Origin of the sequence: Actinophytocola glycyrrhizae (genome assembly GCF_042653545.1) — a bacterium.
GTDB classification, from domain to species: Bacteria; Actinomycetota; Actinomycetes; order Mycobacteriales; family Pseudonocardiaceae; genus Actinophytocola; species Actinophytocola glycyrrhizae.
In genome coordinates this window covers 1-14,766 of sequence record NZ_JBHSIS010000015.1, presented here as the reverse complement: position 1 = coordinate 14,766, position 14,766 = coordinate 1, and the positions used below count along the sequence as shown (strand labels likewise).

The window sequence follows — 14,766 nt, the reverse complement described above, 5'->3', positions numbered from 1 at the left end:
ACTCTTCCCGGCCATGATCCACATCCTCACTCAACGAGTGAGTCTCCATCAGACCCGGGGCGGTTCAAACCCCCTGTTGCGGTTTTGTGTTTGACGCACACATGGACGCTCCATGTCCGTCAAATGTCAAGCTGGCACTGCACTCCTCATAAAAGACGGCAAAGCCTCTGGTGCTAACGCGCGCGGTTAGGAAGAGTGCTGAGGCGGGGCCGCGCTGTTCTGGGCGATCAACTCGATGTCGGCGCGGGAAAACCGTAGATGCTTGCCCAGGAACCGGCACGGCACCGCCCGCGCGGCGGCTTTGCGCCGCAACCACGATGGTCGCACCTGCAGAAGCTGAGCCGCCTGCTCAGCGGTATGGAGCAAAGGGTGTGTCGGAGCGTCGTCCGACGCGAGACGAGACGGGTCGTCGGTTGAGGTCGCGACCTCACCTGACGAGTTACCGCGCGGGGGCCGGGTGATCCCGTGGTATGGCCGCTGGCTCGCGGCACGGTCAGCGAGTTCGCTGGGGTTCGCGGCGGTGTGGTCGAGTGAGGTCGAGGCGACCGGGTCTTGGGCCGGCCGCCGAAGAGGACGATGTGGTGGCTGACGAGGGGTGCCGCGGTGCTGTGCTGCATGCCCGCGACGGATACGGTCTGGGTGCGTCATCGGTGTCTCCAAGGATGCTCGACGTGGCGGTGACACCCCTGAACTCCGAAAAACAGGCCTGATGGGGACACGACACACCCAAACTCGTACCGTCATCCCTGACGGTGACCCCTGCCGCGTCACGCAGATCAAGGCGCTGACCTGCGGGAACGTTACTCTGGCAGGTTAGCGTACGTCTGTTCGGAGCAGTTGAACGCACCTCATCGCCGTTTCGGCGGTGTACCTGCCTCCCAGTTTGCTCCACAACCGCTCCCATCCGATCCCGGAAGCAGCACTGTGTGGCCCGGATTGCGATAGGCGGACCACACGAGCAGGTGTTGTTCGGCGCGAAGAGGCCGCAGCGGGTGCGCGTTCGTGTCCGGTGCGGGTTCGAACGCACGTCGGACGGGTTTTGAAACCGCCCAGCAAACCCAGAATGACCAGCGGAAACCGGTGGGAGTCCCGGCTGTTGGGGGCGGATCGATCGATGGTCGTTGCTCTCGTCCCCGCCAAATGTGCAAGGGGCATATGGCCGTACAGCACTCCCGTGGCTGGGGCATCGGGGGGCCCGGGCGGGCATGCCTTCTGAGGCTGGTCCGTCGGCGGGACGGCCGCTGGTTCTCTGCGACTGTGGTGATAGCGGAGTGTGATTGCCCCATCTGGCGGCTGTGATCGTCTGTGGGTTTCGAACAGAGTAGGTGTAGTTCTTGTTGGGTCGCGTGGTGTCGGGGGGCACGCGTCGACCTCTCTGGGGGATCCGTGGTGTTGCTGCGCCGTTGGGCGCGGTCCCGTGCTGGGCTGCGCGTGGTGTGCCTGCTGGTTGTCGGTGCGGTGGTGGTGTCTGGGTTGACCGCGTCGGTGCGCATGGGTGAGCCGGTGCCCGAGGTGGTTGCCGTGGCGCCGGATGAGGCGTCGGCGGTGGCGGCGGCGTGGTCGCAGGGGTCGCGTGTGGAGGTGGCGAGTCTGCGCACGGCGACGCAGACGGTGTATGCGAATCCTGGCGGGACGATGACCGCGGAGTTGTCGGTGGTGCCGACGCGTGTGCGGCGGGGCGATGGTTGGGTGCCGATCGACACCACTGTGGTCCGGCGGGCTGATGGCACGGTTGCTCCCCGGGCGGCCGAGGGTGATCTGGTGTTGTCGGGTGGCGGATCGGGTGTGCCGTTGGCGCGGTTGTCCCGGGACGGCCGGTCGTATGCGACGTACTGGCCGGGCGTGTTGCCGGTGCCTCGGGTGGACGGTTCGGTGGTCACCTATCCGGAGGTGCTGCCTGGGGTTGACCTGGTAATGCGTGTCGAGCGGTCCGGCTACCAACAGCACGTGGTGGTCAAGACGCTGGAGGCGGCGCGGAATCCGGCATTGGCGCGGATCGCGTTGCGGGTGGAGGCCCCCGGGTTGCGGGTGTCCGCGGACGACACCGGCGCGGTTCGGGTGGTGGACGAGGCGGGTGAACCGGTGTTCGTGGCTCCTCCGTCGCTGATGTGGGATTCGAGCGGGCGGACGGAGGGTCCGGCCGCGTCGAGGTCTGCGGCGGTGCGGGTGGCGGTGGCGGGCGGTGCGCTGGTGCTGGAGCCGGACCGGGGGTTTCTGGCTGATCCGGCGGTGGTGTTCCCGGTGACGATCGATCCGCTCACGACGACGTGGAGCAAGAGCAACTGGGCCACTGTGCTGGCAGGGAAGGCGACGACTCCTTACTGGTGGACGAGTGGGTCGCCGCCGTGGGCTCAGGTGGGGCAGTGTTACACCGCGAGCGGCGAGTGCAATGGCATCGGTGAGGCGCGGGCGTACTTTCAGTTCAACACGAGCAGTGTCGCGGGTAAGCACATCATCAGCACGGAGTTCCGTTCGCGGGTGGTGTACAGCCCGAACTGTTCGGCTCGGAATCACGAGTTGTACGTGGTGCCGGGTGGGCAGCAGATCACGCCGGGCACGTCGTGGAGCAACATGCCCGGGGGTGGGCGATTGCGCACGGTTTCCGTGCCGGGGGTATGGGATTCCTGCCCTGGGGCGAAGCCGGTCGGATTCGGCTTCCCCGCGGGGCATCAGGCGGATGGCATCGGCGCGGTCACCACGTTCTTCCTCAAGGCCGAGAGCACAACCGACCAGTTGGCGTGGCGCAAGTACGACCCGGCGCACACGGAGTTGTCGGTCACTTACAACACCAAGCCGAGCCCGCCGACGCGAGTGATCACGGACCCGCCGACGCCGGAGCCGTGCCGGTGGTGCGGTGGCCGTAGTTACCTCGGCGACGCGAACGTGCGCCTGCTGGCGACGTTGAACGACGCTGACAAGGATCTTCTTCTGCCGAAGTGGCGGATGCAGGTCGACGGGACGATCACAGAGTGGGACGGCGTGCGGCAGAAGGCCGGGGCGACGCATGACACGACGGTGGACCTGAGGAACAAGCACGACAAGACGGTGCAGTGGTGGGTTCACGGGGATGACGGCACGGACATCTCGACGGGCGTGTATGGGCGGTCGTTCAGTGTGGACCGGCACGCGCCCGCGGCGGCTCCGGACGTGGAGAGCCACGTCTATCCGGATGACAACCGCTGGCACGGTGGTGTCGGGGTGCCGGGCACGTTCACGTTCAGCGCGAACGGGGTGACCGATGTCGATCACTACCTGTACGGCTGGTCCAATCCGCCGTCGACGAAGGTGGATGCCGACGCGTTGGGCGGCAACGCCACGGTCACGCTGACCCCGCCTGGCGACGGGCCGCGCACGTTGTATGTGATGAGCAAGGACCGGGCGCGGCACGCGAGCCCGGTCACGGAGTACCGGGTGTATGTGCGGGCCGGTAACAGCGCGCTGGCGCAGTGGTCGTTCGAGGGCAACGCTCAGGACACGGCGTTCCTGGGGGACCGGCACGGCACCTTCACCGGGACGCCGACGTTCGTGCCGGGCACGGTGGGCAGCTCGGTCGAGCTGTCTCGCGACTCGATGAGCGCACCGAACACGGTCGACACCAAGGCGAGTTTCACGGTCGCTGCGTGGGTGCGGCTCAACGAGACTGTTGGCTGGCACACGGCGGTCAGCCAGTCCGGCACGAGTATCGCCGCCTTCCAGCTTGGTTACGAGGCGACGCAGAACAGATGGTTCTTCGTGATGCCGCGAGAGGACCGGAACAGCCCGGCCACGGACATGGCCTGGTCCGGCGCGGTACAGCCAGGTAACTGGACCCATCTCGCCGGTGTGTACGACGCGGGGCTGGGGGAGATCCGGCTCTACGTCAACGGTGTGCAAGTCGGCCGTGTCGCGCACACCTCGACCTGGACTGCGGAAGGTTCGGTGCAGGTGGGCAACGCGCTGGTGAACGGTGGGCTGGCCAACCACTGGCTCGGTGACCTGGACGAGGTGCAGGTCTATGACCGGGTGGTCACCGGGAACGAGCTCTCCGCCGCGGTGAGCGGAGCCGATGTGCAGGTGGCGCACTGGCGGTTCGACGACGAGGAAGGTGCCACCGCGCGGAACGGGGTGGAGGGCGGACCGATGGCCGTTCTCGCCGACGGGGCCAGCTTCGACGACGAGGAGGTGGCGGTGAACGGGTCATTGAGGTTGACCGGTGCCGCTGACTCCTACGCCGCTACGACCGGGCAGGTGGTGGCGACGGATCAGAGCTTCTCGGTCGGGGCGTGGGTCAAGCTGCAGGACCGGAGTCGCATCCAGACGGTGGTGAGCCAGGATGGGGAGTACACTTGTGGGTTCTGTCTGCGGTACGAGCCTGGTACCGGCGACAGCCCGGGCGACTGGGTGTTCTCGATACCGCGATCCGATGACGTCGCCCCTGCGAGTTACGACACCGTCCGGGTACCGGCGACGCAGGATCTTGACGATCCGGTGCACCTGACCGCGGTGTACGACGTGGCGGCGGAGCCGTGGTCGGCGATGCGGCTGTACGTCAACGGCGTGGCGTCCGGGTCCGCCGCGCGTGGCGCGGGCTGGAACGCGCGCGGGCCGTTGAACATCGGCCGTGCCCTGGTCGCGGGCAATCCGGGGAACTTCCTGAACGGGTGGATTGATGAGGTGCGGGTGTACAGCCGTGCCGTCTCGGCTGACGAGGTCGCGGGGATCGTCGTCGGGGACGGCGTGACCAGTGGCACGTGGCTTTTGGACGGAAACGCCGACGACTCGACACTGAAGAACCATGGCACGGTCGGCGGCGACCCGGAGTGGGCGGCGGGGCAGAGCAGCAACCCGAACCCCGGCGATCTGGCGGTGAAGCTGAACGGCAGCAACCAGTACGTCACCGCCTCTCATCCGGTCGACACTCACACCAGCTTCTCGGTCACCGCGTGGGTCCGGCTGGACACCACGGGGACGACGGCGACCGCGGTGTCCCAGGACGCGGCGAACACGGCTGGGTTCCGGTTGCAGGCACTCTCGGATGGCCGGTGGACGTTCGCCGCGCTCCAGGGGGACGGGGTCACGGTGAGCACCGCGACCAGTGTGGACGCGGCGACACAAGCCGGTGTGTGGACGCATCTGGCCGGCGTGTACAGCGCGGCGGACAAACAGCTGCGGCTGTACATCAACGGCGCCCCGGTCGGGACAGCGCAACAGCCGGATGCGGCCAACGCCGCCGGTGCCGTGCAGATCGGGCGCGCAAAGCTCACAGCCAGCACGTACGGTCAGTACTTCCCGGGCGCGGTGGACGACGTGAACGTCTACTCGAGAGCGTTGTTCGCCGACGAGGTCAACGTGATGGCGGGCCGGGATCTTGCGCTGGTGCACCATTGGCAGCTCGACGAGACCAGCGGCCGCAACGCCGCGGACTCGGTCGGCACGCGCGGCGGCACCTTGGCCGGTGATGCGGCGTTCGGTCCCGGCAGGGTGGGGAACTCCGTGACGTTCGACGGTGCGGGCGACTCCGTGTCGACCACAGGGATTGATCTGCGTACCGACCAGAGTTTCACTGTCGGTGCCTGGGTTTACCTCGATCCGCAGGCCACCTGCGATCTGGAGGTGGTCACACAGTGCGCAGACATCGCGGTCAGCGCGGATGGTGGTCAGACCAGCAAGTTCCGGCTCGGTCGCGTCGTCGACATGGATGTTGCCCCATGGGGCAATTGGTTCTTCGAGATGCCGCTGGCGGATACGGGCGGCGCGGTCTCGCCGCTCAAGGCAGCGATATCGGTCGAGCCCAGTTTGGTCGGCACCTGGGTGCATCTGGCCGGTGCCTATGACGCCCAGACGAAACGAATCTGGTTGTATGTCAATGGCGAGAGCGTCGATGACGAAACAGTCGCCGCGACCTGGCAGGCAACCGGTGGGCTGCAGATTGGGCGCGGGAAGGCTGGTGGCGAGCCGGGGCAGCACTGGCGGGGCCAGATCGATGATGTGCGGGTCTACACCGGACTGCAGGACAAGTACCGCGTCGACTCGTGGGTCCGGTCGTATCCGACGGAGCTGCCGGCACTCGAGGCACCCGACCCGGACGCCGGTTACTGGACGTTCGATGAGGGAAGCGGTGAGACTGCTGCCGACACCAGCGGGACGCGCCGGGATATGACGTTGCATGGTGCGTCCTGGCGGCCCGCGCGCAGTGCCTGGGGTGGTCAGTTCGACGGCGTCGGGGCGTATGCGGAGACGGCAGGGCCGGTGGTGGATACGACCGGGAGTTTCTCGGTCGCGGCGTGGGCGGCGGTGTTCAACACCAGCGGAGTGGGAACGGTGGTTGCGCAGGACGGCCCGCAGTCCAGTGTCTTCGCCGTGCAGTACCGGGCCAGTGATGGCCGGTGGGTCGTCCGGGTGCCTACCGCTACCGGCACCGTGACGTTGACATCGGTGGAGTCGGTGAAAGCCGGATACTGGGACCATCTGGCGGTCACCTATGACGCCAGCCTGGATCGGCTGCGGTTGTATGTCAACGGTGCCCTGTCGGCGGCCCAGGTTGATGTGGGGATGGTGGAGTCGACGGGGCCGCTGTCGGTTGGCCGATCCCGCGTGAACGGAGAACCTGCCGAATTCCTCGGCGGCGGCGTCGATGACGTGCGTGCCTTCTCCAACCGAGTACTGACCGACGGCGAGGTTCGCAAGATCTACGACGACGTCCACCTCGCGGTCCACGGCTACTGGCGGTTCGACGGCGACGGCACCGACACCTCGTGGCGGAACAACCCCACCACACTCACCGGAACCCCCACCTACAGCGCAGGCATGAACGACCAGGCAGCAAGCTTCGACGGAGAAGGGGAAGCTGCCACGGCGCAGATGACGGGTGTGCCGATGACCGGCAGCTTCACGGTGTCCGCCTGGGCCAATCTCAACCGCACCGACCGGGTCCAGACCGTGCTCGGCGAGGACGGCACCCGGATGAGCGGATACGTGCTGCAGTACCGGCCTGAGCTGAACCGGTGGGTGTTCGGCGGTCCGACCCAGGACGCCGACGGGGCGTCGCTGGTCGCCGCTGCCTCGGCGCAGCCACCGACACCGAACACGTGGACCCACCTGACCGGGGTGTACGACTACCCGGCGCGGCAGGTCCGTTTGTATGTGGACGGTCAGTTGGCCGGAAGCCGTAACAATGTGTTCCTGTGGGCAGCCTGGGGCGGGTTCACCATCGGCAGAGGAAAGGTAGCCGGACAGCCCGCCAGCTTCTTCTCCGGTCTGATCGACGAGGTGACCACGGACGTGGGAGCGGCTGCGGACTCGGAGATCGCCAGTCGCGCCGCGTATCCGGCACCACCGGTAGGCCAGGTGGGGCGGTTCGTGAACAGTCAGGGCGACAGTTACACGTCCCGCACCGACGTACCCGCTCCGGCTGGGTATCACTTCGCGGCGTCGCTGGGTGGATCGCTGCCGGCGGACGCGACTGGCACCAGGATGCTGTACGCGTGTTTGTTCAAGGCCGATGTGTTCACCTCGGCTGACCCGAACTGTGAGGGTCAGACGAGCCTGGGTGAGATCGGTCCGGTATATGCGACACAGCCGACTGGTTTGGCGACGGTGCCGTTGTACCGGTGCTACAGCGTCAAGGATCACTTCGAGTCCCTCGATGCCGGCTGCGAGGGCGTCCCGGGAGCCTCGCTCGAGTTCAGGCTCGGCTACACCGTCGCCTATGGCCGGTTGACTCGTTACAACAACCCGGTTGGCTGGGACCACTTCTCCTCGATCCACGGCGCACCACCGGGTTACCGCAGGGAACTGTCGCTGGGCGTCGTCTCGCTGACCCCGGTGTCCGGCGGGCAGGAACTGTTCAGCTGCAAGGACGGTATCGACACTTTTCTGTCGACCGACCCGGCCTGTGAGGGCGGCACAGTGCTGGCCACCGCGGGCTGGGCCTGGACACAGCCGCCGGATGGACTGCCGAGCCGACCGCTGTACCAGTGTTCGCACAACCAGGAGATTTTCGAGTCGCTGTCGGACACCTGCGAGGGGTGGCCCGTAGAACGCGAACTGGGCCACGTACTCACCGCCGTCCCCGCCATGTCGCCAGCGCCTGAACCGGCAACCGCTGCCGCGGCCGAGCAGCAGGCCGCTGAAGAGCCAGAGCAGGTGGCCGGGACCCGGCCACCATTCCCGATCGTCGTTGGCTGGACCTTCTAGAGGAGCCTCGTGATGACGTCCTTCGAACGGTTGCGCCTGCCCAGAACACGGGCGGTCGGGCTGACCATCGCGCTGGTCGCGACCCTTCTCCCGCCGTTGACGGTCGCGACCGGGGTGGCGGCGGCCGACGGTGGCCCGTCCGTGCCGCCGTCGACCACGCCCTCGGTCCCGGTCACGGCGCAGACAATGCAGGCCAGGCCTCAGGACGAGGCGTCGTCGGACGCGTTGGACGGCGACCAGGACCCGTCCGGGGTTCCGGCACCGCCCGGTAGCGGCACGTTCACCGCCACGTCCCTGTCACCGTCGGCGACCTGGGATGTGTCCGGGCACACCGGCGACTTCTCCTGGTCCTACCCGCTACGGGTGCCGCCGGCAGCGGGTGGACTGCAGCCGAGCCTCGCGCTGTCCTACCGATCCTCGGCCGTTGACGGACGCACAAGCGTCACCAACAACCAGCCGTCGTGGATCGGCGACGGCTGGGAGCTCTCCCCGGGATTCATCGAACGCACCTACGGCGCCTGCGCCGAGGACGACGAGGGCAGTTTCACCCCACCCCAGGTCGGCGACCTGTGCTGGCGCAGCGACAACGCCACCGCCTCGTTCAGCGGCGGCGGCGGAATACTGATCCGGGACGACGACACCGAGCAGTGGCGCGTCATGAACGACAACGGTGCCCGGGTCGAACGGCTCACCGGCGCAGCGAACGGTGACGACAACGGCGAACACTGGCGGATCACCACCCTCGACGGAACCCAGTACCTGTTCGGATCCCAACCGAGTTCGAGTTCCACGTGGACGGTTCCGGTGTTCGGCGACGACGCGGACGAACCCTGCCACCAGGCCCAGTTCAGCTCATCGCACTGCGTGCAGGGATACCGATGGAACCTGGACAAGGTGATCGACCGGCACGGCAACGTGATCCGGTACTACTACCAGACCGAGACCAACAAGTACGCACGGAACCTTATCGACACCGGCGTGTCCTACATCCGCGGCGGCACCCTCGACCGCGTCGAGTACGGCCTGCGCGATGACCTGCCGACCGCGCCCGCGACCGGGCGTGTCGTGTTCACCACCGCCGACCGCTGCGTCAAGAGCAGCGCATGCACCATCGACAAACCACTGAACTGGCCGGACACCCCACTCAAAGACCGATGCGACACCACGACCTGCGAGGACCACTACAGCCCGACCTTCTGGTCCACCAAACGCCTTAATTCGGTCACCACACAGGTGCGGCGCGGAACCACCTACGACGACGTGGACCGGTGGACTTTCGGGCACGAGTTCCCTGACCCCGGCGACGGTGAGAAGGCCGCGCTGTGGCTGCGCAGCATCACCCACACCGGCCTCGCCGGCGACGGAGAACTCTCGCTGCCCGCGGTCACGTTCGAAGGCACCCAGATGGCCAACCGGGTGCACAAGCAAGACGGCGCGGGCTGGCTGTTCCGCTACCGGATCACCGGAATCGTCTCCGAATCCGGCGGGCTCACCACCATCGACTACGAAGAGCCGCAATGCAAGGACGGCGGCCCCATGCCCGCCAACCCGGAATCGAACAGCCTGCGCTGCTTCCCCGTCCGGTGGGCGCCGGACGGGGGGACCGAACGCACCGACGACTACTTCCACAAGTACGTGGTCGCCAGGATCGTCCAGTCGGACCGGCTGTCCACCAGTACCCAGCAGGTAACCAGCTACGAGTACCTCGACGGCGCCGCGTGGCACTGGGACACCTCAGAGTTCACGAAGGAAGACAAGAAGACCTGGAACGAGTTCCGGGGCTTCAAACGCGTCCGCGTCCGGGCCGGGTCCTCCACAGACCCGTCCGGGCCGATCACCATGACCGAACAGCGGTTTTACCGCGGCATGGACGGCGACAAGCAGCCCACAGGCATCCGCCCCGCCAGCGTCACCGATTCCAGGAACGGCACCTACACCGACCACGACTGGCTGCAAGGCTTCGCCTACGAGACCACCACCTTCAACGGAACCGGTGGTCCCGCGATCGACACGACCATCACCGAACCCTGGTGGCGGGGCCCGACCGCGACCCGCGGCCCGTTCAAGGCGTACATGGTCAAACCAAAAGTCTCGCGGGGCTATACCCGCATCGAAGCAGCCAACACCTGGCGGGAGACCCGCACCGAGACCACCTACAACGACGACGGTCTCCCACTCACCGTCAATGACCTCGGCGACACCAGCACCGCCACCGACGACCGGTGTACCACCACCAGCTATGCCCGCAACACCACGAAGTGGCTGCTGTCCTTCCCCGCCGAAACCGAGACCGTCTCGCTCCGCTGCGGGCAAACCCCGCAGTACCCGGACGACGCGATCGCCGCCGTCCGCACCTCCTACGACGGCCAAGCGGCCGGCGTCGCTCCCACCCTCGGCAACGCCACCCGTTCCGAGGTCGCCGACGACTACGTGAACGGCGAACCGCTGTACACCACGATCGCCACCTCGACCTACGACGACCACGGGCGTGTCCGCGACGCCACCGACGCGCTGGGCAAGACCACCACGACGGCATATACGCCCGCCAAGGGCGGACCGCTCACCCAGACCGCCGTCACCACCCCACCCACGATCGCGGTACCGGCCGGACTGGTCACCACCACCACCCTCGACACAACGTCCGGCCAACCGGTCAAGATCACCGACCCCAACAGGCGCAACATCGAGATCACCTACGACGCCCTCGGCCGCAAAACCGAGGTATGGCTGACCAACATGCGCCGCAGCCTCTACCCCGACGGAAACGTCAAGTTCAGCTACCTGGTGCGCAACGACGCCCCGACCGTGGTGACGACGAAGACGATCGGCTCGAACGGCGGCAACTACGTCACCACCAACGAACTGTTCGACGGCCTTCTCCGTAAACGGCAGATCCAGGCACCAGCCGTGGACGGGGGCCGGTTGCTGACCGACATCCGCTACGACTCCCACGGCCGCGTCTACAAGAGCACCCAGCCCTACTACAACGACGCCGCCGTCGACACCACCCTGTGGGTGGCCTCCGACGTCGAGATCCCAGGGCTGAGCCGCTCGGAGTACGACGGGGCCGGACGCCCGGTCAAGGAAACCTTCCAGGCTGGCGCCACCGACAAGTGGCACACCGCCTTCGCCCATGACGGTGACCGTGTCAGCGTCACCCCGCCCACCGGGGGCACACCGACCACCACGATTACCGACGCCCGCGGTCAAACCGTGGAACTGCGCCAGTTCGCGGCATCCACACCCACCGGCAGCTACGACAAGACGACCTACGGCTACACCCCCTCCGGGCAGCTCGCCGAAGTGAAGGACCCCGCTGGAAACAGCTGGCGCTACACCTACGACCTACGAGGTCGCCAGATCCGGTCCGAGGACCCCGACAAGGGCGCCACCACCTACCGCTACGACAACGCCAACCAGCTCGAGTCCACCACCGACGCCCGCGACCTCACGCTGACCAACACCTACGACGCGCTCGGCCGCAAAACCGCCGTGTACGAGGGCGACAGTGACGGCACGAAGCTGGCGGAGTGGAACTACGACACCACATTGCTGTCCAAGGGGCACCTGGCGTCCACCACCCGATGGGTCAACGGCAACCCCTACACCACCACCGTGAACACCTACTCGGGCGGCTACCAGCCCATGACCGTCACCCTGTCGATCCCCCAGGCCGAAGGCGCACTGGCGGGCGACTACCAATGGTCACGGGCTTACGGGCCCGACGGAATCCTCTCCGGCGAGTCCTACGCGGCCGGTGGCGGCCTCGACAGTGAAACCGTGAACTACGTCCTGGACGACTGGGGCCGCCTGCTGTCCAGCTCCGGCGCCCACGACGGCCCGGTCGAGCTGGTCACCGACATGCTGTACACCAAGTACGGCGAAACCGAACGCGTCCAACTCGGCGACACCGGCGCCCGCCGCTGGCTGTCCTTCTACTACGACGACAACACCCGCCGACTGACCCGCTCCATCGTGGACGCCGAAGTTTCGCAACCCATGCAAACCGACGTGCACTACACCTACGACCCCGCCGGCAACATCACCTCCATCGCCGACACACCAGCAGCCCAGACCGCGGACGTCCAGTGCTTCCGCTACGACCACCTACGCCGACTCACCGACGCCTGGACACCCGGCACCACTTCCTGGGATGAGGACACCGGCTGCTCTGGCGATCCCACGGCCACCGGCTTGCAGGGCCCGGCACCGTACTGGCACTCCTACACCTACGACAAAACCGGCAACCGGCTCACCGAAACCCAGCACGCCACCACCGGCGACGTCGAACGCACCTACACCTACCCCGCCACCGGCCAACCCCGCCCACACACCCTCACCTCGGTCACCACCGACACACCCGAGGGCACGACCCTGGACACGTTCGGCTACGACGCCACCGGCAACACCACAACCCGTTCACTGACAGGGGAGGACGAGGTCCTGCGGTGGGACGCCGAAGGACACCTCGCCTCGGTGACCAAGGACAGCCAGTCCTCCACCTTCATCTACGACACCAACGGCCAGCGGTTAATCCGCAAAGACCCCACCAGTGTCACCCTCTACCTGGGTAACCAGGAACTCAAACTCGACCGCGCCACCAACACCGTCTCAGCCACCCGCTACTACACCGCCGGCGGCGACGGCCCCACCATCGCCGTCCGCCAAGGCCCAACCCTCACCTGGCTGGCCTCCGACCACCAAGCCACCCACGACATCGCGATCGACTCCACCACAACCGAGGTCACCCGACGCCGCCAGTACCCCTTCGGCGCACCACGCGGCGACCAGCCGACCGCGTGGCCCGGCGACCGAGGCTTCGTCGGCGGCACAAAAGACGCCTCCACCGGACTGACCCACCTCGGCGCCCGCGAATACGACCCCACCCTCGGCCGATTCCTGTCCGTCGACCCAATCATGGACCTGACGGACCCACAACAAATACACGGCTACACCTACAGCAACAACAACCCCATCACCTACAGCGACCCAACCGGCGAGAAGATGCAGGAAGACGCGGGTTGGATCGACTCGGGCTCCTGTAAATCTGGAGGGCATTGCGGCGAGCCGATAGACAATGAAGGTCCGGGCACCCCGGACATCCATCCACAGAATCGCACGACCAAGCACAACAATGTGCAAGATGCTGCAGTCCAGAGAATCAGGAAACAGGCCAAGGCTTTAGGCTTGAAAAACTTCAGCATCAGTACCGGCTTCAAGATTGACGGCGCCTCCAAAAAATGTGCCGATGCGAACTGGAATCAAATCGCTGACTGTGGCAGGTATGGGTTTGCAGACATTGTGCTCAAGGTGGAAAAGTGTGCCAAGCCAGAACAGTGTTACACTCAGTGGTACGTTTGGGAGGTCAAGGCGTTCGGTCGTGGCAAGGGAGCCAAAGTTGCCTGGGATGAGTCGGAATGGTATGCCGCACATCTTCGGGACGCGGAGAACTCGGTTTTCGCTGATCGTGGATGGGATATCGGAGGACCATACAAGGGAGAGGTTGCCGGTTATCCCAACACCAGTTACTGGGGTGGGATGGAGGGAGCGGTCGTCTACGGAGACGAAGACAAACGGCCTGTTCGTAACCACCTTAACCAACAGCAGGGCAACGGCAGTCTTGCTAAATTTCACGCGGACGACGATCGGTGGGCAAAATGGCGCCAACCCGCGCCGCCGCCTTCGGTGCCGAATGTAAGGGACAAACCTCCCGCGCCCGGGATGCCGATCCCGCCGCCGATCGTGATCTTGCCTCGTCTCCCGGTTCCGCTACGATGACGGGCGTGGATCCCAGAACCAAGCTGCTCGACGAGCTCGTCGAGCAGTACTTGACCCCGATCATGAAAGCTGCGGGCTTCCGCAAGTCTGGTAAGCGACGCTGGCTTGCTGGACAGGCGCCGGACAACATGATCTTGTTGGATATGCGCCCCCATCAATCGGACGTCCACCAGGTTGGCTTCTTTGTTGAATGGTCGGTGATCCCGGCTGCCGTGCTAGACTATCGGAATCGGAACAGTCCGAAGGTCAGGCGTCCCGATATCACGTGGGGGATCTTGTCCGATCGGGTCGTCGTGTCACCTGAGATCGCCGTCTCTTTTAACATCGATGGTGACGAGACGCGCTGGATGTTCTCAATGTCCGACGGAATTGACGAGTGTGGGGCGGCTTTGCGGCGGTTGCTCTCCGACGACGGCTTGCTGGACCGGTTGTTGCAGATGCGCGACCGCCAGCACTTGCTTCAGGTGCTGGATATGAAGAGTCAAACCCGGCTGCCTGCGGGTACACCTCCCGGTTGGCCGTGGCGCTATCTTGCGATGTACATCAACGACGGCGATCTCGAGCTCCTGGACAGCATGCTCGCACCACTCGAGGAGAAGTATCCCGAGCCCGACCTGGCGACGCCCTCGCGACAGCGGTACTACGAATTTTTGGTCTGGCTGCGACAGCGACTCAACGCCCGCCTCGCTGAGCTCCGGAACTAACGCGGGTGGATTGAAAAGTTCGATGGTTCCGGTCGCGGGCTCACTGAGGTGATCTCAGCGACTTTCAGGTGAGTCGGCCGTGTTCGAAATGGGTGAGGACGAGTGCGGC

4 protein-coding genes are annotated in these 14,766 nt (G+C 66.0%); 3 read left to right on the top strand and 1 reads right to left on the bottom strand.

Features of this window, described 5'->3' with window-relative positions:
- Positions 1 to 186 precede the first annotated feature (186 nt).
- Positions 187 to 648, bottom strand: coding sequence for a helix-turn-helix domain-containing protein (locus ACFPCV_RS25855; RefSeq protein ID WP_378058929.1), 462 nt, complete (start codon positions 646 to 648; stop codon positions 187 to 189).
- A 738-nt stretch (positions 649 to 1,386) separates the two neighbouring features.
- On the opposite strand from ACFPCV_RS25855, the gene ACFPCV_RS25850 reads away from it, so the two are divergent.
- The 3 genes from ACFPCV_RS25850 to ACFPCV_RS25840 are packed head-to-tail and all read left to right on the top strand — an operon-like array spanning position 1,387 to position 14,657.
- Positions 1,387 to 8,175, top strand: coding sequence for a LamG domain-containing protein (locus ACFPCV_RS25850; RefSeq protein WP_378058928.1), 6,789 nt, complete (start codon positions 1,387 to 1,389; stop codon positions 8,173 to 8,175).
- 12 nt (positions 8,176 to 8,187) lie between these two features.
- Positions 8,188 to 13,953, top strand: coding sequence for an RHS repeat-associated core domain-containing protein (locus ACFPCV_RS25845; RefSeq protein WP_378058927.1), 5,766 nt, complete (start codon positions 8,188 to 8,190; stop codon positions 13,951 to 13,953).
- Positions 13,954 to 13,958: 5 nt separating this feature from the next.
- On the top strand, positions 13,959 to 14,657 hold the full coding sequence (locus ACFPCV_RS25840) for a hypothetical protein (RefSeq protein ID WP_378058926.1): 699 nt from the start codon (positions 13,959 to 13,961) through the stop codon (positions 14,655 to 14,657).
- Positions 14,658 to 14,766: the final 109 nt, after the last annotated feature.